At 74.3% G+C, this 22,614-nt stretch carries 20 protein-coding genes and 1 pseudogene; 9 read left to right on the top strand and 12 right to left on the bottom strand.

Annotated features, from left to right (window positions below):
- Positions 1-25: 25 nt before the first annotated feature.
- The 8 genes from EV383_RS13680 to EV383_RS13645 form a co-directional block, all read right to left on the bottom strand.
- Positions 26-889: a siderophore-interacting protein gene (locus EV383_RS13680; RefSeq protein WP_130290265.1), complete on the bottom strand. Its 864-nt coding sequence runs from the start codon at positions 887-889 to the stop codon at positions 26-28.
- On the bottom strand, positions 886-1,131 hold the full coding sequence (locus tag EV383_RS13675; RefSeq protein ID WP_130290264.1) for a phosphopantetheine-binding protein: 246 nt from the start codon (positions 1,129-1,131) through the stop codon (positions 886-888). Before EV383_RS13675 ends, EV383_RS13680 begins: the two co-directional genes overlap by 4 nt.
- Positions 1,128-1,793: an isochorismatase family protein gene (locus EV383_RS13670; RefSeq protein ID WP_130294383.1), complete on the bottom strand. Its 666-nt coding sequence runs from the start codon at positions 1,791-1,793 to the stop codon at positions 1,128-1,130. The genes EV383_RS13675 and EV383_RS13670 overlap by 4 nt, the downstream gene beginning before the upstream one ends.
- 22 nt (positions 1,794-1,815) lie before the next feature.
- The gene (locus EV383_RS13665) at positions 1,816-3,525 is read right to left on the bottom strand and encodes a (2,3-dihydroxybenzoyl)adenylate synthase (protein WP_130290263.1); all 1,710 of its coding nucleotides are present in this window, start codon (positions 3,523-3,525) and stop codon (positions 1,816-1,818) included.
- Positions 3,522-4,718: an isochorismate synthase gene (locus EV383_RS13660; RefSeq protein ID WP_130290262.1), complete on the bottom strand. Its 1,197-nt coding sequence runs from the start codon at positions 4,716-4,718 to the stop codon at positions 3,522-3,524. Before EV383_RS13660 ends, EV383_RS13665 begins: the two co-directional genes overlap by 4 nt.
- A 23-nt stretch (positions 4,719-4,741) precedes the next feature.
- Positions 4,742-5,560 (bottom strand): SDR family oxidoreductase, encoded by an 819-nt coding sequence (locus EV383_RS13655; protein ID WP_130290261.1) that lies wholly within the window; start codon positions 5,558-5,560, stop codon positions 4,742-4,744.
- A 67-nt stretch (positions 5,561-5,627) separates the two neighbouring features.
- Positions 5,628-6,632 carry an ABC transporter substrate-binding protein gene (locus EV383_RS13650; protein ID WP_130290260.1) on the bottom strand — a complete coding sequence of 335 codons (1,005 nt, stop codon included), beginning with the start codon at positions 6,630-6,632 and terminating at the stop codon, positions 5,628-5,630.
- Positions 6,633-6,783: 151 nt separating this feature from the next.
- A complete protein-coding gene (locus EV383_RS13645; protein WP_130290259.1) occupies positions 6,784-7,488 on the bottom strand; it encodes a TetR/AcrR family transcriptional regulator in 705 nt (234 codons plus the stop codon).
- Between the two features lie 89 nt (positions 7,489-7,577).
- On the opposite strand from EV383_RS13645, the gene EV383_RS13640 reads away from it, so the two are divergent.
- Positions 7,578-8,444, top strand: coding sequence for an NAD(P)H-binding protein (locus EV383_RS13640; protein ID WP_130290258.1), 867 nt, complete (start codon positions 7,578-7,580; stop codon positions 8,442-8,444).
- 3 nt (positions 8,445-8,447) lie between these two features.
- Here the strand turns inward: EV383_RS13640 and EV383_RS13635 are convergent, their stop codons facing one another.
- A complete protein-coding gene (locus tag EV383_RS13635) occupies positions 8,448-9,650 on the bottom strand; it encodes a cytochrome P450 (protein ID WP_130290257.1) in 1,203 nt (400 codons plus the stop codon).
- A 79-nt stretch (positions 9,651-9,729) separates the two neighbouring features.
- Here EV383_RS13635 and EV383_RS13630 point away from each other — a divergent pair, with 79 nt between their 5' ends.
- Positions 9,730-10,401 (top strand): TetR/AcrR family transcriptional regulator, encoded by a 672-nt coding sequence (locus tag EV383_RS13630; protein ID WP_130294381.1) that lies wholly within the window; start codon positions 9,730-9,732, stop codon positions 10,399-10,401.
- A complete protein-coding gene (locus tag EV383_RS13625) occupies positions 10,398-11,225 on the top strand; it encodes a mycofactocin-coupled SDR family oxidoreductase (RefSeq protein ID WP_130290256.1) in 828 nt (275 codons plus the stop codon). The genes EV383_RS13630 and EV383_RS13625 overlap by 4 nt, the downstream gene beginning before the upstream one ends.
- Before the next feature lie 6 nt (positions 11,226-11,231).
- Here the strand turns inward: EV383_RS13625 and EV383_RS13620 are convergent, their stop codons facing one another.
- Positions 11,232-11,882, bottom strand: a complete 651-nt coding sequence (locus EV383_RS13620; RefSeq protein WP_130294379.1) for a response regulator transcription factor — start codon at positions 11,880-11,882, stop codon at positions 11,232-11,234.
- 37 nt (positions 11,883-11,919) lie between these two features.
- Positions 11,920-13,137, bottom strand: a complete 1,218-nt coding sequence (locus tag EV383_RS13615) for a sensor histidine kinase (RefSeq protein ID WP_130290255.1) — start codon at positions 13,135-13,137, stop codon at positions 11,920-11,922.
- A gap of 334 nt (positions 13,138-13,471) precedes the next feature.
- Here EV383_RS13615 and EV383_RS13610 point away from each other — a divergent pair, with 334 nt between their 5' ends.
- The 3 genes from EV383_RS13610 (at position 13,472) to EV383_RS13600 (ending at position 17,519) form a co-directional block, all read left to right on the top strand.
- The gene (locus EV383_RS13610; RefSeq protein WP_130290254.1) at positions 13,472-15,289 is read left to right on the top strand and encodes an acyltransferase family protein; all 1,818 of its coding nucleotides are present in this window, start codon (positions 13,472-13,474) and stop codon (positions 15,287-15,289) included.
- Between the two features lie 123 nt (positions 15,290-15,412).
- Complete coding sequence (locus EV383_RS13605) at positions 15,413-16,285, top strand: DMT family transporter (protein ID WP_130290253.1); 873 nt, start codon at positions 15,413-15,415, stop codon at positions 16,283-16,285.
- Between the two features lie 142 nt (positions 16,286-16,427).
- A complete protein-coding gene (locus EV383_RS13600) occupies positions 16,428-17,519 on the top strand; it encodes an alpha/beta hydrolase (RefSeq protein ID WP_242623081.1) in 1,092 nt (363 codons plus the stop codon).
- Positions 17,520-17,529: 10 nt separating this feature from the next.
- On the opposite strand, the gene tatA is transcribed toward EV383_RS13600, so the two are convergent.
- Complete coding sequence (gene tatA, locus EV383_RS13595) at positions 17,530-17,754, bottom strand: Sec-independent protein translocase subunit TatA (RefSeq protein WP_242623463.1); 225 nt, start codon at positions 17,752-17,754, stop codon at positions 17,530-17,532.
- Positions 17,755-18,125: 371 nt separating this feature from the next.
- Between tatA and EV383_RS13590 the strand changes: the two are divergent.
- The 3 genes and pseudogenes from EV383_RS13590 to EV383_RS13580 all read left to right on the top strand — a co-directional run.
- A pseudogene (locus EV383_RS13590) lies at positions 18,126-19,049 on the top strand (ferritin-like domain-containing protein); the annotation flags it as partial.
- A gap of 236 nt (positions 19,050-19,285) precedes the next feature.
- Complete coding sequence (locus EV383_RS13585; protein ID WP_242623080.1) at positions 19,286-20,365, top strand: class F sortase; 1,080 nt, start codon at positions 19,286-19,288, stop codon at positions 20,363-20,365.
- 150 nt (positions 20,366-20,515) lie between these two features.
- A complete protein-coding gene (locus tag EV383_RS13580; RefSeq protein ID WP_130290250.1) occupies positions 20,516-22,576 on the top strand; it encodes a serine hydrolase domain-containing protein in 2,061 nt (686 codons plus the stop codon).
- The last annotated feature ends 38 nt before the right edge of the window (positions 22,577-22,614 follow it).

Below are 22,614 nucleotides of genomic sequence, written 5' to 3'. Positions count from 1 at the left end.
GGTGTGCGGGCGGGGCGGGCGGTGGCTAATGGCCGTGGCCGTGTTCCTCCTCGTCGTCGTCGAAGTCCGCGGTCCCGCGCTTCCAGTAACCGGTGATCTCGTGGTCGTCACCGGCGAGACCCAGCTCGTCGCGGACCCAGCGGCGCAGCGGCTTGAGCGAGCCGGCCTCCCCGGCGATCCAGGCGTAGACGCGCTCCCCGTCGGGGACCCGCACCTCGCGCACCGCCTTCTCCAGGGCGTCCGAGAGGCCCGGCGCGACGCCGCCGCGGTGCACCCAGCGGACCGAGACCCCGGCCGGTGCCGCGATCTCGATCTCCTCGGAGGCGTCGGTGACCTCGACGAACGCCCAGCCCCGCGCGTCGGAGGGGAGCCCCTCCAGCCAGCGGGCGATCGCCGGCAACGCGGTGATGTCACCGGCCAGGAGCCAGCGGTCGTAGCCGTGCGGCACGGCGAGCCCCCCGGGCGGGCCGGCCACGTGCAGCGTGTCGCCGGGGGCGGCGTCGACCGCCCAGTCCGAGGCCAGACCGCCCCGGTGCAGCGCGATGTCGATGTCCAGCTCGCCGGCGTCCGCGTCGTGGCGGCGCACGGTGTACTCCCGCGACCGCGGCACCGGGCGCGGCCAGCGCAGCATGTCGCCGTCCGGCTCGGGCAGGCGCAGCGAGCCGTCCGGCTCGGGGAAGATCAGGCGCACGTGCTCGTCCGGGCAGTGGCTGACGAACCCGGCCAGACCCTCACCGCCGAACGTCACGCGCAGCAGCGCCGAGCCGACCATCCGGCTGCGCAGCACCTGCAGCTCCCGGATCCGGATCGGGTAGGGCACCTTCTCCGACCCGGTGCGCCGGTCCCGGACGACCGCCAGCTTCTCCTCGACGCCGCCGCGGCCGCTCATGCGCCACCCGCCAGGATCTCGGTCCAGCGCCGCAGCACCGGCTCCTCGGCCAGGTCCGCGAACTCCAGCCCCGCAGCGCCGGCGCCGCGCCACCGCTCGATCAGCGACATGATCCGCACCGAGTCCAGGCCCAGGTCGAACAGGTCGTCCTCGGGCCCGATGTCCTCCGGCGGGCAGTCCAGCAGCTCGGCGACGTCGGTGCGGATCCGCTCCTGCGTCAGCCCGGTCCCGGTGGCGCTCATCGGCCCACCCCCGCCGGGGACGGCGCGAACGCCTCGAGCACCTCGGCGGTCGCGGTGACGACACCGCAGCGCTGGGCGACGTACTCGCACGCCCGGTCGTGGTGGCCGCGGGAGAAGTCGGCGACGGCGTCGGCGACCAGGAACGGCGCGACGTCGCGCATGAACGCCTCGACGGCCGTGGCCTGGCAGCCGATGTGCGCGTAGATGCCGGTGACCAGGAGCTGGTCGCGTCCGGCCTCGGCCAGCTGCTCGCCGAACGTGCTGCGCTGGAACGCGCTGTAGCGCCACTTCGTCAGCACCGTCTCCGACGGCAGCGGCGCGAGGTCGTCGACGATGTCGGCGGCCCGCGGGTCGTCGTCGATCACGGCACCGATCCCCTCCCCCCAGAACTCGGTCAGCAGCCCGCGGTCGGCGGGATCCTGGTGCCCGGGCTGGGCGGTGTAGAACACCGGCACGCCGGCGTCGCGGCACGACGTGAGCAGCGCGGCGATGTTCGCCGTCACCTCCGGGACCGGGGCGCCGGCGTAGGGCGCCAGGAAGTAGCGCTGCATGTCGTGCACCAGCAGTGCGGCGCGCGCCGGGTCCGGCCGCCACCCGACCCGCCCGGCGGGACGGTCGGACGGCGCGGGCAGTGGGTAGGGCTCGATCCGGGGCAGGGACACGGGGTCCACCTCTCTTCCTCGCTCAGTGCTCGCCGCTCCGCAGTGCCCTGCGGAGCTCGCGTCTGCTCGTCTTGCCGACGCCGGTGACCGGGAACGCCTCGACCACCCGGACCACGTCGGGGACCTTGAACGCCGCGACGCCGCGCTCGCGCACGAAGCGCCGCAGCACCGGGCCGGTCGGTGGCTCGTCGCCGGGGACCGGCACCACGTAGGCGCAGGTGCGCTCGCCCAGGAACTCGTCCTCGACGCCGATGACGGCGGCGTCGAGCACGCCCGGGTGGGCCATCAGGTGGTCCTCGACCTCCTCCGGCGCCACCTTCTCCCCACCCCGGTTGACCTGCTCCTTCACCCGCCCGACGACCTCGATGTGCCCGGTCGGGCCGCGCCGGACCAGGTCGCCGGTGCGGTAGAAGCCGTCCGGGGTGAAGGCGGTCGCGTTGTGCTCGGCGGCCCGGTAGTAGCCGCGGATCGTGTAGGGCCCGCGGGTCAGCAGCGCGCCCTCGGCCCCGGGCGCGACCTCGGCGTCGGAGGGGGCCAGCGGGTCGTCCGGATCGACGACGCGCACCTCGTCGTCCGGCGAGATGGGCCGTCCCTGGGTGGTCAGGACGAGCTCGTCCGGGTCGTCGAGGCGGGTGTAGTTCACCAGCCCCTCAGCCATCCCGAACACCTGCTGCAGCCGGCAGTCCAGGGCGGGTCCGATCCGCGCGGCCAGCTCGCGCCCGCACTTGGCCCCGCCGACCAGGACGACCTCCAGGCTCGACAGGTCGCGCGCGGTCCGCCCGGCGGCCTGCGCCCACGCCGCGGCCAGCGGCGGAACCAGGCCGGTGATCGTCACCCGCTCGGACTCGACGAGCGCGAACGCGGTGTCGGCGTCCGGGCCCGGCGAGAACACCGACGTGGCACCGGCGTGCAGCGCGCCGAGCACGCCGGGCGAGCTCAGCGGGAAGTTGTGTGCCGCCGGCAGGGCGGCCAGGTAGACGCTGTCGCGGCGCAGCCCGCAGATCCGGGCGCTCTCCCGGACGCTGTAGAGGTAGTCGTCGTGGGTGCGCGGGATCAGCTTCGGCAGCCCGGTGCTGCCGCCGGAGAGCTGCAGGAACGCGACGCCCTCGGGGTCGGGGTCGGGCAGGTCCAGCGGGTCGGCGTAGAGGTCGGCGAGACCGACGGCGCCGCCGAGGTCCACCCCGGCACCGGTGTCGAGCACGATCGCGTTCCGCACCGAGGCGACGTCACCGGCGACCGCGGCGGCCAGCGCGGCGTGGTCGAAGCGCTCGTGGGCGTCGACGGTCAGGATCGCGACGGCCCCGGTGCGCTCGGCGAAGTGGCGCAGCTCGGACCCGCGGTGCGCGGGCAGCGCGAACACCGGCCACGCCCCGAGCCGGAACAGCGCGAAGACCACCGGCAGGAACTCCGGCACGTTCGGCAGCTGCAGCACGACCCGGTCCCCGGCCCGCACGCCGAGACCGTGCAGGCCCGCGGCCAGCCGGTGCGCACGGTCGTCGAGCTCGGTGAAGCTCCAGCGCTGCGTCCGTCCCCCGGTCCGTCCGACGACGGCGGTGCGGCCGCGGTGGGCGTCGGCGAGCAGGGTCAGCAGCGTGCCGAACGTCTGTCCGCGCCAGTGCCCGGCGGCGCGGTGCCGGGCGGCCTCGTCGGCCGGCCACCGGGTGTGGTCCGGACCGGGGTCGGTGGCCGGGTCGTCGGATGGTCCGGTGGATCGGCCGGCGACGGAGGTCACGGCGCCGCCTCGACGCCGATCGCGCGCAGCAGCGTCCGGAACTTGGCGGCGGTCTCGGCCAGCTCGGACTCCGGCACCGACCCGCCGACGACGCCGGCCCCGGCGAACAGCCGCAGCGTCGCCTCGCAGACCTCGGCGCTGCGGATGGTGACCACCCACTCGCCGTCGCCGGAGGCGTCGACCCAGCCGACCAGTCCGCTGTAGTAGCCGCGGTCGACGGTCTCGACCTCGTTGATCGCCGAGCGCGCGGCCAGCGGCGGCACCCCGCACACGGCCGGCGTCGGGTGCAGTGCCTCGGCCAGGTGCAGCGCGGTCGTCGCGTCGTCGGCGAGGCGCCCGGCGATCCGGCTCGACAGGTGCCACATGGTCGCGGTGCCGATCACCGCGGGCTCGGCCGGAGCGGTGACGCCGGTGCAGAACCGGCCCAGCACCTCCGAGACCCGTTCGGAGACCAGTGCGTGCTCGTGGCGGTCCTTCTCCGAGGCCAGCAGAGCCGCGATCCGCTCCCGGTTCTCCGCCTCGTCGGCCGAGCGCGGCGCGGACCCGGCCAGCGGGTTCGCCTCCACCACTCCGCCGCGACGCGATACGAGCAGCTCCGGGCTGGCCCCGACCAGCGTGCGGGTCGCCCGGTCACCGGGTGCGGTCACGTCCGCGGCGAAGGCGTAGGCGCCCGGGTCCGCCAGCACCAGGCGGGTCAGCAGGTCCGGCACCGACACCGGGTCCGCCGAGGCCAGCTCCAGGCAGCGGGCCAGCACGACCTTGTCCAGCACGCCGTCGTCGACCAGGTCCAGGACCTGGCGGACGCCGTCGGCGTAGTCCTCGGGGGCCGGGTGCTGCCGCACCGTCCAGTCCGACACCGGCGGGGCCGGCCGGCGCACCGCGGGCGCCGCGCCGGCGTCCCCCGGGGCGCGGCGGACCACCGCCGGCACGACCAGGCTGCTCGGTGCGTCGGGGAGGAAGCCCAGCGCCCCGACGACGACGGGGTCGCGCACGCCCGCCTCCCGGGCGTCGCGCAGCGCGTCGGCCGCGGCGTCGGCGTGACCACCCGGGCGTCCCTCGACGCTCGCGTGCACGCCGTCGGCGAGCAGGGTGCCGCGCGGCGAGCGATGGAAGAACGAGCCGGGCAGATACGCCGTCAACAGGTCGGCGGCGTCGTGCACCGGACTCGGCCGGACCAGGGCTTCGATGGTCACGGGAGGTTCCTTTCGCAGGTGTGTCAGGCGCCGAGCGTGGCGCCGCCGTCGACGGTCAGGCTCTGCATCGTGATCTGGCGTGCGGCGTCGGAGGCCAGGAACAGCACGGCGGCCGCGACGTCGTCGGCCTCGCCGATGCGGCCCAGCGGGATGCCGAGCCGGTGCTGCTCCAGCGAGCCGGCGATCACCGGCCCGGCGCCGGAGTCGTCGGTGGGGCCGGCGGTGGGGTCGGCCCACAGCCCGCGTTGCATCGCGGTGTCGGTGGAGCCGGGACAGACGACGTTGCAGCGCACGTGCGGGGCGAGCTCCAGGCCCAGGGACCGGGTCAGGGCCACCGACGCGGCCTTGGACGCGGAGTACGCGGCCATCCCGACCCGCGGGGTCCCGGCCGCGTTCGAGGCGACCGTGACGATCGCCCCGGCGCCCCGGTCGTACATCCGCCGACCGGCCGCGCGCCCGGCGTTCCACACACCGGTCGTGTTCACGGCCAGACAGTCGGCGAGGTCGGAGTCCGGGACGTCGAGGACCGCGCCGGTGCGCAGCACCCCGGCGACGTTGGCCAGCAGGCCGAGCGGGCCGAGCTCCTGTTCGGTCGTCGCCACGGCCCGTTCCACCGCGTCGGCGTCGGTGACGTCGGCGACCAGGGCCAGCGCCGCGGCGCCGCCCTCGGCCAGCGACCGTGCGGTCTCCTCGACGTCGCCGGTCCGGTCCAGCAGCGCGACCGGGACCCCGGCACCGGCCAGGGCCGCCGCGACCGCGGCTCCGATGCCCTGTGCCGCACCGGTGACCAGGGCGGCTCCGGTGACCGGTCGGGCGTCCGTGCGACGTTCTGCGGGCAGCATCGAGCTCGGCTCCTCACATGGTGTCGGAGGCGGCCGCGCGGCGGCCGGGTCGGTGGGGCGGGGCGGCTCAGCCCGTGGTCTTCGGGAACTCCTGGCCCAGGATGTCCAGGGTGGACAGCGCGGCGTCGTAGTCGGGCCGGTAGCTCGTGGCCGGTAGCTCGTGCACGCTGCCGGCCCGGAACGCCGGCAGCTGGGCCCAGACCGGGTCCTTCGCCAGCTCGGCGGCCGGCTTGCCGTTCACGTTCACCACGAACACGTTCGGCGCGTCCACGACCTGGGGCAGCAGCTCCGCGCTCAGCTCGAAGGAGTCACCGGTACTGGCCAGCCGCGGGTTCCTCGCCTTGGTCAGGACGTCGGGGTCCGGGACGATGCCCACGTCCTTCGCCAGCACCGGCAGGGCGGCGGTCGGCGGAACGACGTAGATCTTGTCGCCGGGGTAGGACAGGACGAACGTCGACTCACCGGCGGGAGGCGCGATCGAGGCCTTCACCTGGTCGAGCTTCGTCCGGTAGTTCCCCAGCAGGGGCTCGACCCGGTCGGTGCGCCCGGCCGCGTCGGCGACGGCGCGGAGCTGGTCCTGCCAGGCGGTGACGGTCCGGGGCACCAGGACGGTCGGCGCGATCGCGGCCAGGCGGTCGTAGGCCTGGGCGGCCTGCACGGCCGTGATCCCCTGCCCGCCGCCGATGATCAGGTCCGGCTTGGCCGCGGCCACCGCCTCGACGCTGAGCTGCTCACCCTTCGGCAGCTCGGTGGTGCCCTGCTTCTGCGCCGCCGCGGCCCAGGAGGGCGGGAATCCTCCCCCGGCGTTGGTGACACCGAGGACGCGGGTGTCGGTCGCGACGACCGGGGCGTCCAGCGCGTAGAGGTAGCCGGCGAGTCCCCCGCTGAGCACCACGATCCGCTGCGGGGCGGCCGGGACCTCGAGCTGCCCCTTGTCGGTGGCGATCGTGCGGGTACCCGCCTCGGAGGACGAGGCGTCCTCCCCGGAGGAGCAGCCGGCCAGGACCACCGCCGCCAGTAGCGCGGCCAGGACCGCGCCCAGGCCCCGTGACCGTCGACCTGCACCCGCCATGAGTCCCCCTCGAAGTCGAGTAACTCCGTCACCCGGAGCAACGTTGGCGGGAGTATTCATCAATTTAGGGTAGGCTATCAAGAGATGAGGCTCACTTGTTTTTCGATAGCAGTTTATGGCAACAAGGTGTCGGCAACGTGAACGTCGGCCGTCACCGGCCCGTGTGGACGATCCGGTCCAGCCATTCCCGCAGGAGGTTCCGCTCCGACGGGGTCAGCGCCTCGACCTCCGGCAGGAGCGCGCGCAGGGCGGCGGCCGCCCCGACCGGACCCGGCTCGGGCACGGCGGGGACGTCGGTGGTGATCGCGGCGATGACGGCGTCGCGCGCCGTGTGCGACAGCGCCGGGTCCCGCTCCCCCTCCGGCGTGGCGATGAGCGTCAGCGTGGTGCCGCTGCCCGCCGCGTGCACCAGCGCCGCGGCGCGCTCCTCGGGGACGCGCAAGCGCCCCGCCTCGGCGATCCGCCGGATGTGCCCGGCGAGCACGGCGAACGCCGCGTCCGCGGCCGGGGACGTCGCGCCGGGGCGGGGCCGGACGTACATCAGGGCGTAGAGCGACGGGTCGGCCAGCCCGAGACCGACGTGCAGGTCCCAGCCGGCGCGCAGGTCCTCGACCGGGTCGCCGGTGGACCCGACGCTCGCCTTGCTCTCCAGGTACGCGGTGAAGCCGTGCGAGGCGACGGCGTCGAGCAGCCCCTGCTTGTCGCCGAAGAGCCGGTAGATCGTCGGAGCCTGCACCCCGGCCGCGGCGCCCACCGCGCGGGTCGACACCGCGTCGGGCCCGCCGTCGGTCAGCAGCCGCGCGGCCGCGGTGACGATCCGGTGCCGGGTGTCGTCCCCGGCGTCGTCGATCCCCATGTTTCCGATGCTAACAGTGCTTCGTTAGCGGCCGAGCTTTTCCGGTGCTACGTTCCGAGTGTTAGCACCGAGAACACCAGGAGGACGCCATGATCATCGTCACCGGAGCGACGGGCCTGCTCGGACGGGCGGTCGTCGGATCCCTGCTCGGACGCGTCCCCGCCGGCGGGATCGGCGTCAGCGTCCGCGACCCGGACAAGGCGGCCGACCTCGCGGAACGGGGCGTCCGCGTCCGGCGCGGCGACTTCACCGAGCCGTCGACGCTGCCGCACGCGTTCGAGGGGGCGTCGAGGGTGCTCGTGGTGTCCTCGAACAGCTCGGGCACCTCCGCGGTCACCCAGCACCGCAGCGCGATCGAGGCCGCGGTGACGGCCGGTGCCGGCCGCGTCGTCTACACCGCCCACATGGGTTCGAACCCGGCGTCGCCGTTCCCGCCGATGCCCGACCACGCCGCCACCGAGGAGCTGCTGCGCGACTCCGGCGTCGCGTTCACGTCGCTGCGCAACGGCTTCTACACCTCGACCGTGCCGATGCTGCTCGGCGACGCCGCCGAGACGGGCGAGCTGCGCCTCCCCGAGGACGGGCCGGTGGCCTGGACCGCGCACGCCGACCTCGCCGAGGCCGCGGCCGTGGCGCTGACCAGCGACGACCTCGACGGCCTCACCCCGGCGCTGACCGCCGTCGAGGCGCCCGACATGGCCGGCGTCGCCGCGATCGCCTCCGAGCTCACCGGCCGCCCGATCCGCAGGATCACCGTCCCCGACGCCGAGTACCGGGCCGCCCTGCTCGCCCGCGGACTGCCGGAGTCCGCCGCGGACATGCTCGTCGGCCTGTTCGCCGCGAGCCGCGACGGTGACTTCGGACCCGCCGACCCGACCCTCACGGGCCTGCTCGGCCGTCCCCCGCTGTCGGTGCGCGACGTCCTGCGGACCGCGCTCGTCACGGCCCCGGTCTGACCCTCACCAGGTCACCGACAGCGACTCCAGCCCGTGGATCGGGTGCGCGACGTCGAACGACACCTCCTCGTCGGGCACGGCGAGGCGCAGGCCCGGGAAGCGCCGCAGCAGTGCCGGGAAGGCGATCGTCATCTCCATCCGGGCCAGCGGGGCACCCAGGCAGTGGTGGATCCCGTGGCCGAAGCCCATGTGTGCGGTGACGCGGCGGGTGACGTCGAGGCGTTCCGGGTCGTCGACCGCCTCCGGGTCGCGGTTCGCGGCCGGCAGGTTGAACGAGACGAGATCGCCCTCGCGGATGGTCACCCCGCCCAGCTCGACGTCGCGGGTCGCCAGGCGCGGTGAGCCGGAGTTGACGATCGACAGCCAGCGCAGCAGCTCCTCCACCGCGGGCCCGACCGCGGAGTCGTCGTCGCGGACGAGGGCGAGCTGCTCGGGGTGGCGCAGCAGAGCCAGCGTGCCGAGGCCGAGCATGTTCGAGGTCGTCTCGTGCCCGGCAACCAGCAGCAGGTTGGCGATGCCGACCAGCTCGTCGTTGCTCAGGTCCTCGTCGTGCTCCCGGATGAGCATGCCGATCAGGTCCTCGCCGGGGTCGCGGCGGGCGGCGGCGACCAGTCCCTGCATGTAGGCCAGCGCCTCGGCGGCGGACGCGGCCTTCTCCGACGCCGACGCCGTCATGTCGAGCTGGCGACGGGTGCGCTCCTGGAACTCGTCGCGGTCGGCCGGCGGCACGCCGAGCAGCTCGCAGATCACCAGGGACGGGATCGGCAGCGCGTAGGTCGAGACCAGGTCGACCGGGCCGCCGCGGCGCTCCAGGGCGTCGAGGTGGTCGTCGACGATCTCCACGATCCGCGGCTCGAGCCGGCGCATCCGCCGCACCGTGAACTCCGGGGTGAGCATGCGACGCAGGCGGGTGTGGTCGGGCGGGTCGAGGGAGAGCAGGTTGCCGCTGCGGTCGCCGGTGATCTGGCGGGGGTCGCGGGCGTCGCCGGGCAGGTCGGCCGGGGTCCACCCGTTCCGGAAGGACTCGGCGTCACCGAGCATCGCGCGGACGTCGGCGTGCCGGGTGAGCAGCCACGCCGACGGGCCGAACGGCGTCGGGACGCGGATGACGCCGTCGGCCTCGCGCACCGCCGCGATCTCCGGGGCGGGCCCGAAGCCGTGACGGCGGAAGTCGACCGGCCGGGGGTCGGTGGGGGCCTGGGTCATCGTTCGCTCCTCGGTGGGGGGTCTCCTCAATGTAAATCAACTGTTTGACTGAAGCGAGGGTGAGGGGTTGACTGTGGTCATGCCGGCCAAGGCGCGCACCGACCGCAGCACCGTCACCCGCGAGCGGATCCTCGACGCCGCCGAGCGGCTCTTCGCCGAGCACGGCGTCTACGCGGTGTCGAACCGGACCGTTGCCGAGGAGGCCGGGCAGGGCAACACCGCCGTCGTCGGCTACCACTTCGGCACCAAGACCGACCTGGTGCGCGCCATCGCCGCCCGGCACGCCGAGCAGGTCGAGCAGCGGCGCACCGAGATGGTCGACGCCGTCGAGGGCAGCGCCGACGTCCGCGACTGGATCAACGCCCTGGTGCGGCCCGGCGCGGAGTACCTCGCCGAGTCGGGCGAGCCGACCTGGCACGCCCGCTTCTCCGCGCAGGTCATGACCGATCCCGCCCTGCGCGAGATCATGAGCGACGACGCCCTGACCTCACCGGCCCTGCGCCGCATCGTCGACGGCCTCAACGCCTGCCTGCCCACCCTGCCGCTCGAGGTCCGTCTCGAACGCGCCGACATGGGCCGCCACCTCATGGTCCAGATGCTCGCCGAGCGCGAGCGCGCCCTCGCCGAGGGCTCCCCCACCCCGCGCGCGACCTGGTCGGACGCCGCCACCGGGCTCGTCGACGCCCTGGTCGGCCTCTGGCTCGCCCCCACCACCGCACCCGTCACCGCACCCACGAAGGAGACGACATGACGTCGAACCGCACCGGACGCATCGCGGGGAAGGTCGCGCTGGTGACCGGCGCCGCCCGAGGCCAGGGCCGCGCCGACGCCGAGCGCTTCGCCGCCGAGGGCGCCGACCTCGTGCTGGTCGACGTCTGCGGGCCGCTACCCGGCGTCGACTACGACTCCGCCGTCCCGGACGACCTCGCCGAGACCGTCGCGCTGGCCGAGAAACACGGTGCCCGGGTCGTCACCGGGCAGGTCGACGTCCGCGACCTCGACGGCCTGCGCGGCGTCGTCGACGGTGCGGTCGCGGAGCTGGGACGGCTCGACGTCGTCGTGGCGAACGCCGGCATCTGCATCCCGCGCGCCTGGGACGCGGTGACGCCGGAGATCCTGCGCGACACCCTCGACGTCAACGTGACCGGCGTCTGGAACACCGTCATGGCCGGCGCCCCGCACCTCGTCGACGCCGGCGGCGGCTCGATCATCCTGATCAGCTCGGCGGCCGGGATGAAGGTCCAGCCGTTCATGATCCCCTACACGACCAGCAAGTGGGCGGTCCGCGGCATGGCCAAGGCCTTCGCCGCCGAGCTGGCCAAGCACCACATCCGCGTCAACAGCGTGCACCCCACCGGCATGGCCACCCCGATGGGCACCGACGACATGCAGGCCGCACTCGGCACGGCCATGGGCACCGACCCGCGCCTGGGCGGGATGTTCGCGAACATGATGCCGGTCGAGATCACCCGGCCCGAGGACGTCGCCGACACGGTGCTGTTCCTCGCCTCGGACGAGTCGCGCTTCATGACCGCGCACGAGCTCGCCCCCGACGCCGGCGTCACCGAGTTCTAGACGGGCCTAGCTGACCAGGCCGGTCCGGAACGCCAGCGCCACGGCCTGGACGCGACTCCGCGACCCGGTCTTGGCCAGGACGTGCCCGATGTGGGTCTTCACCGTCGCCTCGGACAGGAACAGGTCCGAAGCGATCTCGGAGTTGGTCAGCCCCTTCCCCATCAGCACGAGGACCTCGGTCTCGCGGGGAGTGAGCTCGGCCAGGGCCGCGTTCGGGGTCGGGGCCCGCGGCGAGACGGGCTCCGCCAGGAGCGGTGCCGTCGCGCGCAGCAGGCGGCGGGTGGACACCGGGTCGACGACGGAGTCGCCCCGGTAGACCGTGCGCACCGCCTCGATCAGCGACTGCGGCGCGACGTCCTTGAGCAGGAACCCGCTGGCCCCGGCCGCGATGGCGGCGGTCACCGACTCGTCGAGGTCGAACGTCGTGAGCACGACGACCCGCAGGCCGGGGTGCGCGGCGACCGCGCGCCGGGTCGCCTCGATGCCGTCGAGGCGCGGCATCCGCACGTCCATCAGCACCACGTCGACGGTCGTGCGCTCCAGCACCGCGAGGGCCTCCTCGCCGTCGGCGGCCTGCGCGACGACGGAGATGTCGTCGGTCGAGTCGAGGACCATGGCGAAGCCCGCGCGGACGAGCTCCTGGTCGTCGACGAGCATCAGGCGGATCGGGTCGTTCGTGCTCACGGGCGGGTCCTCACGTGCCGGGGGTCAGGGGCAGGCGCAGCCGCACGACGAAGCCGCCGTCGGGGTGCGCGCCGGTCTCGACGGACCCGCCGTGCAGGGCGGCGCGTTCGCGCATCCCGGTCAGGCCGTGCCCGCCGGCCGGCGGGGTCGGACGCGGGCCGCGTGCGCCCTCGTCGCGGACCCGGACGGTCAGCTCGTCGTCGGTCCAGTGCAGGGACACGTGGGTCACCGCGGTGGTGCCGGCGTGCTTGATGACGTTGGTCAGCGACTCCTGCACGACGCGGTAGGCGGTCAGCCCGGCCCCGGACGTCAGCGGGCGCGGGGATCCGGTGACCTCGAGGTCGACCGACAGACCACCGGCACGCACCTGCTCCACCAGCGCCGGGACGTCGTCGGTGCCGGGCTGCGGGCGCGAGGCGTCGTCGGGGTCGTCGACCGGCGCGGTGTCGCGCAGCATGCTCAGCAGCCCGCGGACGTCGCCGAGGGCCTCGCGGCCGGTGGTGGCGATGCCGGCCAGGACCTCGACCGCGCGCTGCGGGTCCCGGGTCGCGGCGTACTGGCCGCCGTCGGCCTGGGCGATGATCCCGGACAGCGAGTGCGCGACGACGTCGTGCACCTCCCGGGAGATCCGCGACCGTTCGGCGAGCAGCTCGAGGCGCACCTCCTGTCGCCTGCCCTCCTCGAGCAGCCGTGCCCTCTCCCGCAGCCGCTCGACCGACGTGAGCTGGGCCCGGCGCAGTGAGCCGGCCAGCCACGTGCTGGTCCCGAACAGCGCGGCGACGACGAGGAGGAACACCAGGACCAGGAGGTCGTCGGGCAGTCCGTTGCGGACCGCGGGCAGCAGGCTCCCGACCATCATCACCCCGAGGGTCGCCGGGCCGGCCCACCGCGGCCCGTAGGCCACCACCGAGTAGCCCATGATCAGGGCGGGCAGCTCCAGACCCCGGACCCCCGTGATCGGGAGCGCGACCACCCCGACGACGGCGGCGACGATCGCGGCGGGCAACGGGTAGCGGCGCCGCCACACGATCGGAGCGGCCGCCAGGATCGCGACGACAGTGCTCGAGTCCCACTGCGCGCGCGGGCTGTAGGCGCTGCGGGCCAGCGCGACCCCGATCAGCGCGACCACCACCGCGAGGACGGCGTCGACGGTCACCGGGTGCCGGCGGCAGGCGTCCACGAACCGCTCCACCACCGACGGGCGGCGGGTCCCGGCCGGGGCGCTCATCGCCGGTCCCCGGCCGTCGCGGGCTCGGCCTCGTGGCCGCCGGGAACCTCCACAGCCGGAGATGATCCACCGGAACCGGCGGACACGACCGATGACCCCCTCCCGGGGCGACGGGTGATGCACGCAGTGATCGTCATGGCCTCGACGATGCCGTCGCGAGGACCCCCGCGCGTCGGAGCACGGTCGGAGATCGGCTCTACGACCACGGTAGGAGAAGGCCCTCCGACGGGTGATTCCCGTCGCCCCGACGGGCGATATCCGCCGTCTGTGCCGGAGTTTGCGTTACCTGCGTGAGAACGTCCCGCATCCGCCGGAGGAGAAAGCAGGTGCGGGTATGACGGCCCAGCTCGCCCGACCCTTTCCCGTGCGCTATCGGGCGCGTCGGACCGATGGGGTCGGGGTTCCGAACATTCCGGGTCTCGACGGTCTCCGGGCCGTCGCGGTCCTGGCCGTCCTCGCCTATCACGCCGATCTCGGATGGGCCGGAGGCGGTTTCCTCGGCGTCGAGATCTTCTTCACCCTCAGCGGATTCCTGATCACCCATCTGCTGGTCGCAGAGCTGCGCCGCTACGGTCGCGTCGACGGCGGGGCATTCGTCCGGGCGCGGGCACGGCGATTGTTGCCGGCTCTCGTCGCCTGTGTGATCGCCACCGTCGCCGTTCAACGCATCGTGGACCCGGAGTCGGTCGCCGACCTCCGCGGCGACGCACTCGCGTCGTTGTCCTATCTGCAGAACTGGCATCTCGTCCTCGCCGGCATCCCCTACTCCGAGTCGTTCTCCGCTCCGTCCCCGTTCCTGCACCTCTGGTCGTTGTCGATCGAGGGACAGCTCTACCTCGTCTGGCCGCTGCTCTACGTCGGCGTGATCGCGTTCTGCCATCGGTGGACGAGGGTCGGTCTGACCGCCGCGCTCGCGATCGCGTCCGCGGTCTCTCTCGCGGCGCAGTACGACCCGGACGGCGGTGGGCTCGCCTACTACGCCACCGACGCCCGGTGTTCGGGGTTCCTCGCCGGGGCCGCCCTGGCCCTCGCGTGGCGTCCGGACACGTGGCTCCGTCCCCGTCGTCCGGCGTGGCGGATCGCGCTGAACGGCGCGGGCCTGCTCGCGTTGACCGCGCTGCTCGTCGACGTGGTCGTGGTCTCCGAGTTCGACGGCGACCTCTACCGCCACGGCGGCCTCCTGAGGACGGGGGTCCTGACGGTCGTCGTCATCGCCGCGGTCGGCCGGTCCCCGGGCCCTGTCTCACGGCTGCTCGGAGCACGCCCCCTCGTCGCGGTCGGGAAGCGCTCGTACGGCCTGTACCTCTACCACTGGCCGGTCATCGTGCTGTTCCGCGATCTTCCCTCGAGCACGGCCGTGCGCGACGTCCTCGCCCTGTCCACCACAGTCGTGGTCACCGAGGTCTCCTACCGATTCCTGGAAGCCCCGATCCGGCGTGGTGGGCTCCGCGTGGTCGGCGCCCGGCTCCGGATGGGCCCGGCGGGCCGGGTCGGGGCCGCCCTCGCGGGCGCGTTCGCCGTCGCCTCGGTGGCCGTTGCGTGCACCACGCCGGTCGCCGGTGCACCGCTCCCCCCGTCGCCGGCCCCGGTGCAGCCTCCCACCCCGTCGCCCGCCCCCACCCCCGCCGCGAGCACCTCGGCGACCCCCACGGCGACCCCCACGGCGACCCCCGCTGCGACACCGGCCCTGGTCGTCGGCGACTCGATCGCCATCGGGAGTGCCGAGGCCCTGCGCGCCGCGCTCGGGCCCCGCACCACCGTCGACGGCAAGGTCGGACGCCAGTTCGCCGCCGCACCGCCGATCGTCGAGGACTGGGTCCGCGACCACGACGGACCGGTGGTCGTCGATCTCGGGGCCAACGGCACCGTCGAGCAGGACGACGTCGACGAGGTCGTCCGCCTCACCGCGACGGCTCCCGGCGGACCGCGGCGTCTGGTGCTGGTCGGCGTCGAGGTGGATCGGCGCTGGGAGGACCCGAACAACGCGGTCCTGCGCGGGGCCGCCGAGACCGGCGCACCGGACGTCGTCTTCGTCGACTGGTCGGCCCTGGTCGGGTCCCGCCCCGGTCTGCTCGGTCCGGACGGGGTGCATCCCGGGCCGCAGGGCAGGACCGTCCTGGCCGATGCCGTGGCGGACGCGCTGCGTCGTTGATCCGCTCCACGGGCGCCTCCCGCATCCGGAGGCGGAGCGGTGCCGCGGCGAGATCACGGCAGCCCCGGCGGCTCGCGACGACGGTCGTGTCGCGCAGGGGATACTCGGCGGGAAGGAGGCCTCGTGACACTGCTCGCCGTCGCGCTCGCCCTGGTGGCCGCGGTCCTGTTCGCCGCCGCCTCGGTGGCCCAGCACCACGTCGCCGCCGCCGACACCGGCGAGCCCCTGGTGCGCCGGCTTGCCCGCTCCCCGCTGTGGTGGGTCGGCACGTTCGGCGACTCGGCCGGGTTCGCGGTCCAGGCCGCGGCGCTGGGCGTCGGGTCGTTGCTGCTGGTACAGCCGTTGCTGGTGACCACCCTGCTGTTCGCGCTGCCGCTCGGGGCCCGCTGGGCCGGACGCCGGGTGACGCGCCTCGAGTGGGTCCGGGCGCCGGTGCTGGTCGCGTCGCTGGCCGTGTTCGTGGTGGTCGGCGAGCCGGGCGGGGGCGTCGACCGGGCGCCGGCCCGGGACTGGCTGCCGACCGGCACGGTGCTGGCCGCGGTCGTCGCCGGGTGCGTCGCGGTGGCCCTGCTGCGCCGGGGCACGGCGCGGGCCCTGTCGCTCGGGGTGGCCGCGGGAGTGGCGTTCGGCGTGGCCGCGGCCCTGGTCAAGGGCGTCGTGAACCTGATCGGCGACGGGCCCCTCACCCTGCTGACCAGCGCGGAGACCTGGGTGCTGGTCGTCGCCGTCGCCGGGGGTACCGCGGCTCAGCAGTGGTCCTACTCCGCCGGTGACCTGTCCGCGTCGCTGCCCGCGGTGACCGTCGGCGAGCCGCTGGTCGCGGCCGTGATCGGGCTGCTGGTGCTCGGCGAGACGATCCGCGCCGACGGCCCGGAGTGGGTGCTGATCGGCGTGACGGTCGTGGCGATGGTCGTCGCGACGGTCTCCCTGGCGCGTTCCTCGGCCCGCCCGGCCGCGACCCCCGTCGGGCCCGGGCCCGACGACCGGGGACGGTGACCGTTCCCCGTCGCACCCGATCCGGTGCCTTCGCACGCGACATCTCCCGTGCGAGGGCACGGCAACGGGTGCGAGGACGTCCGCTGCGTCTCCGGCGCTACCGTGCTCCCGTGCCGCAAGACGTGCCCGCCGGGACCGCGTCGTGAACACACCCGTCACGACGCCCACGTTCCTGGTGATGCTGGCCGTGGCGAGCCTGCTGTTCCTGGCGGGAGTCCTCGTACTGCGGCGCGGGCGTGGCCGGTTCGTCGTAGTGCTGGCCACCGTCCCGCTGCTCGTGGTCAACGCCGCGGCCGCGACGAACGCCTACTACGACTACTTCCGCACCCTGGGCGCCGTCGTCGGCGCCGAGCCCGCCGACGAGGTCGCGCTGGCCCGGCTGCTGCGGCGCACCGACCGGCCGGACCAGGGAGTGTTCGCACCGGTGACGATCCCGGCCGGGAGGACCGGGTTCGCCGCCCGGCAGGCGCTGGTCTGGGTGCCACCCGCGTGGTTCGCCCGACCGCGCCCGCCGTTGCCGGTGATCGTCCTGCTGCACGGCACGCCGGGGTCCCCGCAGGACTGGACGGACGGCGGGATGGCCGATGAGACCGCCGACGCGTACGCCGCGGCGCACGGCGGGCGGGCCCCGATCCTGGTCATGCCCGACATCAACGGGACCCTCGACGCCGACACCGAGTGCGTCGACGGCCCGGCCGGGCGCGTCGAGACCTACCTGACGGTCGATCTCCTCGAGTTCGTCCGCAGCACGTTCCGCACGGAGCGGCCCGGGCCGGGCTGGGCCGTGGCCGGGCTGTCCGAGGGCGGCTCCTGCGCGGCGATGCTCGCGCTGCGTCACCCCGGCCTGTTCTCCACGTTCGGCGACTACTCCGGACTGACCGGGCCGCGCCTCGGCGAGACGAACGACGACACCGCGTCCACCGTCTCCGGGCTGTTCGGCGGGTCCGCGCAGGAGTTCGCCGCGCACGAGCCGGCCGACCTGCTCACGACCCGCCGCTACCCGCGGACCGGTGGCTGGTTCGAGGTCGGCTCGGCCGACGCCCAGCCGCTCGCGGCCGTCCAGAAGCTGGTGCCGCTGTCCCGCAGCGCCGGGATCGAGACCTGCGAGGTGGTGATCCCCGGTGGCGGACACACGTTCGACGTGTTCTCCCAGGCATTCGCCGACTCCCTGCCCTGGATCGCACACCGGCAGGGGCTCGACCCGGGTACCGACGTCCGGTGCCCGGCGGGCTGAGGTCCGCCGTTCACTCGTGCCGGTCGGGACCCCCGGCGACGGGAGGAGTCCGCTCCGGCGCAGTCACCGGGAGGTCGCGGACCGGAGCGGGCGCATTGTCGTCGTCGACGGCCCGCATCTCCCCTTTCAGTACCCGGGCGGAGCGGCCGATGGACCGCGCCGCCTCCGGCAGCCTCTTCGCGCCGAACAGAAGCACGAGTACACCGACGACGATCAACCAATGCACGGGACTCATTGCGCCCATACGGTTTCCCACCTTTCACACGCCACGACGACGATCCGTGGACGACGGATATGTGCAGGTCCAGACGTCGCCGGCGCGCGAGCGGGCGTGAGTGGCGGCATGACGCATCCGGCGTTCGGTACCCGCCCGGCATCGGTTCACACCTCGTCGGACCGACGATGCGGACCCGGCACCCGACGTCGGCGGAACACATATGTATCCATTCTCCGCACGGTGACGTGATACAAATCACAATCACCGATGACACTGATCCGGATCGCGAATCCGTCCGAACGAACCGGTGCATCACGGCGTGATGCGGATCATCTCCGGACTGCGTGGATGACATTCATCGACAACGCGCAGGGCGAGGGAGATCGATCATGTTCGACCGGAAGTTCATCACCGCGGCGATCAGCCGGAGTGCGGAGAACCCCCTGGACCGGCGCCGGTTCCTACGAGCGGCCGGCCTGACCGGACTCGGGGTCGCCGGCGCGAGCGTGCTCGGGGCGGGCACCGCCTCGGCCCAGGACGACGACTCCGGCCCGATCAGCGACGCCGCCGTCCTCAACTTCGCGCTGAACCTGGAGTACCTGGAGGCGGAGTTCTACTCCCGGGCCCTGACCGGGGAGGGCCTGCCCGACGACCTGATCGGCGGGACCGGCCGTCCCGGCTCGGTGACCGGCGGCAAGAAGGTGCCGTTCCAGGACGACGCCATCCGCCAGTACGCCACCGAGATCACCGACGACGAGAAGAACCACGTCCGTTTCCTGCGCACCGCGCTGGGTGACGCCGCGGTGGCCCGTCCGACGATCGACCTGCAGGCCAGCTTCAACGCCGCGGCCGCCGCGGCCGGGCTGATCGCGCAGGGCGAGACGTTCGACCCGTTCGCCAACGACGAGAACTTCCTGCTGGGCGCGTTCATCTTCGAGGACGTCGGCGTCACCGCCTACAAGGGCGCGGCACCGTTGATCTCGAACAAGACCTACCTCGCGGCCGCCGCCGGGATCCTCGCCGTGGAGTCCTACCACGCGGCGAACATCCGGACGACGATCCTGGCCAAGGGACTGGCCGACTCGGCGAACAAGATCTCCGACGCCCGCGACTCCCTCGACGGCTCCGACGACCTCGACGAGGGGGTGACCGTCGGGGGCGACTCCAACATCGTCCCCACCGACGACAACAGCCTCGTCTTCGGCCGCACGCCGGGCCAGGTCCTCAACATCGTCTACCTGACCCCGACCGCCGCGACGTCGGGCGGGTTCTTCCCGGACGGCGTCAACGGCGCGCTGAAGTCGAGCGGCAGCGGCGCGGTCGCACCGTCCGGTGGCGCCGAGACCGGCGCCGGTGGCACCGCGGGCGGCACCGACGCCGGTGGGCTGCTCACCGGTGCGGGCGGTGTCCTGCTCGGCGGGGCGGGCGTCGCCGCGGCGATGGCCGTGCGCAACCGCACCACGGGCGGCGTGGACGCGGCCGGGCCCCGCAGCACCGGGGAATGACACTCGGACAGGGACGCGGCGGCGGGCGCTCACCTCGCAGGTGGGTGCCCGTCGCCGTCCTGGCCGTGGCCGGGATCGTCACCCTCGTCGTGGGGCTGGGCATCGGGTCGTCCCCGGACGACGGCGCGGCCGCGACGGCCGCGGTCGAGGGCCCGCCCGCACCCGTGGCCGAGCCGGTCGGGACGGGCGCCGACACCGCCGTCCCCGTCTCGCTGCCCGCCTCACCGCCGGTCTCGCTGGACATCCCGTCGATCGGGGTGAAGACCGGCCTCGACCCGCTCGGGCTCAACCCCGACAGCACCGTGCAGGTCCCCACCGACTTCGCCCGCGCCGGCTGGTACACCGGTGCCCCCACCCCCGGGCAGACCGGACCCGCGGTCCTTCTCGGGCACGTCGACTCCTTCCGGGGCCCGGCCGTGTTCTACGAGCTCGGGAAGCTGAAACCGGCCGACGTCGTCGAGGTCACGCGCGCCGACGGCGTCCGTGCCCGGTTCGCCGTGGAGTCCGTGCGCGAGTACCCGAAGGACGCGTTCCCCACCGAGGAGGTCTACGGCGCCACCGACTTCGCCGGTCTCCGGCTGATCACCTGCGGCGGGCCCTTCGACTCCGACGCCCGCAGCTACCTGAACAACACCGTCGTCTACGCCCGTCTGCTCCCGCCGGAGCCGGCCGCGCAGCCGGCCTCACCGGCCGACGTGCCGTTCCCCGATGCACCCGCCGCACTGGCGGGGGTCACCGGCCCGCCCACCCTCTACGGCCGGGTGGTCTCGGTGACCGACCCGTCCACCGCGGTGGTCGAGGTGCAGCGGCGCCGGATCACCGTGCGGGTGATCGGCCTCGGCCCCACCCCGGACTGCGCCCGCGACCCGGCCACGGCGTTCGCGCGCCTGATGCTGACCGGGGAAGACGTCACGCTCGTCCCGGACCCGACGCTGCCGGCCGACGCCGCCGCGCCCGACTGGCCCGCCTATCTCGTCCTCGACAGCCAGCAGTCCTACACCGACGCCGCCATCCGGGCGGGCTGGGCGCCGGCCGGGGAGGGGCGTTACCGGTCCGGGTTCCAGGAGCGGGAACAGGAGGCGCGCGACGCCGGGAGCGGCATGTGGGGGTCGCCCTGCCGGTGATCCCGCTGCCGCTCGGAGCGGGCGGGCGGGCGGGCGTCGACAGGGACCCGACCCCCTGCGGACGTGCCCCTCCGCCTCCTCCGGAGGTCGTAGGCCGGGTGTGGCCCCGCGCCCGATGTGATCGCGGGCCCTGCTCGACAGGCTCGTCGCATGACATCGCACCGCTCGATCCCGGCGCGTCTCGCCGCGCTCGTGGGCGCGGGGGCCGTCGTGGCGCTGGTCGCCGGATGCGGCGCCCCGGCCGCCCTGCCCACCCCCGCCCCGCCGATCCCCCCGCCCGGCACCGCCGCCCTGCCCACCCCCGCCCCGCCGATCCCCCCGCCCGGCACCGCCGCCCTGACCGGCCCCGACGTCGGCGCCTGGCTCGACGGGCTGGTGCCCGCCGGGCTCGCCCGGTCGGGCATCGCGGGGGCCGCGGTCACCGTCGTGCACGACGGGCAGGTGATCGCCACGCGCGGGTACGGCTTCGCCGACTCCGGCTCCGGCGGCCCGGGACCAGACAGCACCGGGTCGGACAGCACCGGGCCCCGGCCGGTCGACCCGGACCGCACGCTGTTCCGCGTCGGGTCGGTGTCGAAGGTGTTCACCGCGACGACGGTGCTGCAGCTCGTCGAGCAGGGGCGGATCGACCTCGACGCCGACGTCGGCCGCTATCTCGACGTCGCGATTCCCCGGTCCTTCGACGCCCCGATCACGATGCGGAACCTGCTGACCCACACCGCCGGGTTCGAGGAGCGGATCAAGGGGCTCATCTCCTACGGGGAGTCGCCGGTGAACCTGCGCGACGCCGTCGCCGTCGACCCGCCGGAGCAGGTGTTCGCGCCCGGGACCGTGCCCGCGTACTCCAACTACGGCTACGCGCTGGCCGGCTACATCGCCGAGCGCGTGAGCGGGACACCGTTCGAGACGCTGGTCCAGCGAGACGTGCTCGCACGGGCCGGGATGACGTCGTCGACCTTCGCCCAGCCGCTCCCGCCGGAGCTCCGCGACCGGCTGTCCCATGGCTACGACACCGCCTCGAACCCGGCCGGACCGTTCGAGACCGTCGGGCCCGCCCCGGCCGGAGCGCTGTCGGCGACGGCGACCGACATGGCCCGCTTCCTGCAGACGGAGCTGGGCGGGACCGGACGGCCGCCGCTCCTGACACCGCAGACGCTCGCGTCGATGCGGGCACCCGCACTCGACGCGTCGACGCTGGGCACCCTCGCCGACGGCCCGCGGATGGCGCTGGGTCTGTTCGACGAGAGCCGCAACGGGCACCGCATCGTCGGCCACGGCGGTGACACCGGCTACTTCCACGCCCACCTGCAGATGTACCCGGACGACCGGACCGGTGTGTTCGTCGCCCTGAACAGCACCGGCCGCGGCCCGACCGACACCCTGGAGCTGCGGGAGTCGCTGCTCGACGGGTTCGCCGACCGCTACTTCCCCGCCCCACCGGCGCCACCCGCGCCGACGGCACCCACCGCGTCGGAGCACGCCGCGATGGCGCAGGGCAGCTACGAGAGCTCCCGCTCGCTCTACAGCACGTTCCTCTCCGCGATGGGCGTCACCGGCCAGACGACGGTGACCGCCCGCCCGGACGGGACCGTGCTCGTCGCACCCGGTCCGGGAACGGCGTATCCGGCCGTCTACCGCGAGGTCCGGCCGTGGGTGTGGCAGGAGGTCGGCGGGCAGCGGACCCTCACGATGCGCGCCGACGACGACCGCGTCACCGCGATCGGCTACCAGTCCGCGTTCACGCTGCTGCGCGCCGAACCGGGCCGCGCCGCCGGCGTCGCCCTGCCGGTGCTGCTGTCCTCGGCCGCGGTCCTGCTCGTCGCCCTGCTGGCCTGGCCGGTCGGGGCGGTCAACCGTCGCCGCCACCGCCTGCCGGCACCGGCGTCCCTGGGCCGCCTCGGCGACCTCGCACGGCTGCCGACCCGGATCGCGACCGCCGCCGCCGTCCTCGCCCTGGCCGGATGGACGACGGCGATCGCCACGATCGCGGGGCTGCAGGAGTTCCCGGACGTCGTCGTCCGAGTCCTGCAGGTCGCGCAGTGGACGGCCCTGGCCGGGGTGGCCCCGGCCGCGGTGCTGCTGATCGCCTCTGTCCGCCACCGGGCCGGGCGCGGACGGGTCCTCGGCGCGGCGCTCGTCCTGCTGGCCCTGGTCGGGGTCGCCTGGTTCGGGACGATGTTCGGGCTGTTCTCCGCGTCGGTGTCGTACTGAGATGCTCTCCCGCATCGGCCCTCCTCCCCGCCCCTCCG

This window comes from Pseudonocardia sediminis (genome assembly GCF_004217185.1).
Classification (GTDB): Bacteria; Actinomycetota; Actinomycetes; order Mycobacteriales; family Pseudonocardiaceae; genus Pseudonocardia; species Pseudonocardia sediminis.
Note: the sequence above shows the minus strand (reverse complement) of the source record. Positions and strands in the feature narration are given on the sequence as shown.

Coding starts and splice junctions, on each gene's coding strand:
- EV383_RS13680 (WP_130290265.1), bottom strand. CDS start 889: ATGAGCGGCCGCGGCGGCGTCGAGGAGAAGCTGGCGGTCGTCCGGGAC.
- EV383_RS13675 (WP_130290264.1), bottom strand. CDS start 1,131: ATGAGCGCCACCGGGACCGGGCTGACGCAGGAGCGGATCCGCACCGAC.
- EV383_RS13655 (WP_130290261.1), bottom strand. CDS start 5,560: ATGCTGCCCGCAGAACGTCGCACGGACGCCCGACCGGTCACCGGAGCC.
- EV383_RS13650 (WP_130290260.1), bottom strand. CDS start 6,632: ATGGCGGGTGCAGGTCGACGGTCACGGGGCCTGGGCGCGGTCCTGGCC.
- EV383_RS13645 (WP_130290259.1), bottom strand. CDS start 7,488: ATGGGGATCGACGACGCCGGGGACGACACCCGGCACCGGATCGTCACC.
- EV383_RS13640 (WP_130290258.1), top strand. CDS start 7,578: ATGATCATCGTCACCGGAGCGACGGGCCTGCTCGGACGGGCGGTCGTC.
- EV383_RS13635 (WP_130290257.1), bottom strand. CDS start 9,650: ATGACCCAGGCCCCCACCGACCCCCGGCCGGTCGACTTCCGCCGTCAC.
- EV383_RS13630 (WP_130294381.1), top strand. CDS start 9,730: ATGCCGGCCAAGGCGCGCACCGACCGCAGCACCGTCACCCGCGAGCGG.
- EV383_RS13625 (WP_130290256.1), top strand. CDS start 10,398: ATGACGTCGAACCGCACCGGACGCATCGCGGGGAAGGTCGCGCTGGTG.
- EV383_RS13620 (WP_130294379.1), bottom strand. CDS start 11,882: ATGCTCGTCGACGACCAGGAGCTCGTCCGCGCGGGCTTCGCCATGGTC.
- EV383_RS13615 (WP_130290255.1), bottom strand. CDS start 13,137: ATGAGCGCCCCGGCCGGGACCCGCCGCCCGTCGGTGGTGGAGCGGTTC.
- EV383_RS13610 (WP_130290254.1), top strand. CDS start 13,472: ATGACGGCCCAGCTCGCCCGACCCTTTCCCGTGCGCTATCGGGCGCGT.
- tatA (WP_242623463.1), bottom strand. CDS start 17,754: ATGAGTCCCGTGCATTGGTTGATCGTCGTCGGTGTACTCGTGCTTCTG.
- EV383_RS13580 (WP_130290250.1), top strand. CDS start 20,516: ATGACATCGCACCGCTCGATCCCGGCGCGTCTCGCCGCGCTCGTGGGC.